Source organism: Leifsonia sp. SIMBA_070, assembly GCF_046534635.1.
In the GTDB taxonomy this organism is placed as follows: Bacteria; Actinomycetota; Actinomycetes; order Actinomycetales; family Microbacteriaceae; genus Leifsonia.
This window is the reverse complement of the sequence record NZ_JAWRYK010000135.1, coordinates 1-303: the sequence shown is the minus strand read 5'-3', so window position 1 is coordinate 303 and position 303 is coordinate 1. Positions and strand designations below refer to the sequence as shown.

Sequence of the window (303 nt, the reverse complement as noted above, 5' to 3'; positions counted from 1 at the left end):
CACCGCTCGTCGTCGATCCCACGATGGACGCGGCGATATGGCGCGACGCCGCGCGAAGCGCCCGCCTGCTCGCCGAGGCCCGCGGAGACCATTCGCTCGACGAGCGCTGGCAGCGCATCGCCGACGCGATGTCGCCCTATCGCATCGCCGACGACGGCACGCTCGCGGAATGGCTCGACGAGACCTGGCCCGAGAACCGGGCGCACCGCCACACGTCGCAGCTGTACCCGCTCTGGTACGAGATCGACGAGGCCTTCGTCGGAGAGACGCGCGAGGCGCGAGCGCTGCGCGACGCGGCGGCAC

The 303-nt window shown here is 72.3% G+C and carries 1 protein-coding gene; it reads left to right on the top strand.

Translation table 11 applies throughout. From position 1 onward, the window contains the following. Positions 1 to 23: 23 nt before the first annotated feature. Positions 24 to 303, top strand: a 280-nt coding sequence (locus SB754_RS19740; RefSeq protein WP_410784086.1) for a glycosyl hydrolase family 95 catalytic domain-containing protein, incomplete at its 3' end; no start/stop codon positions are given.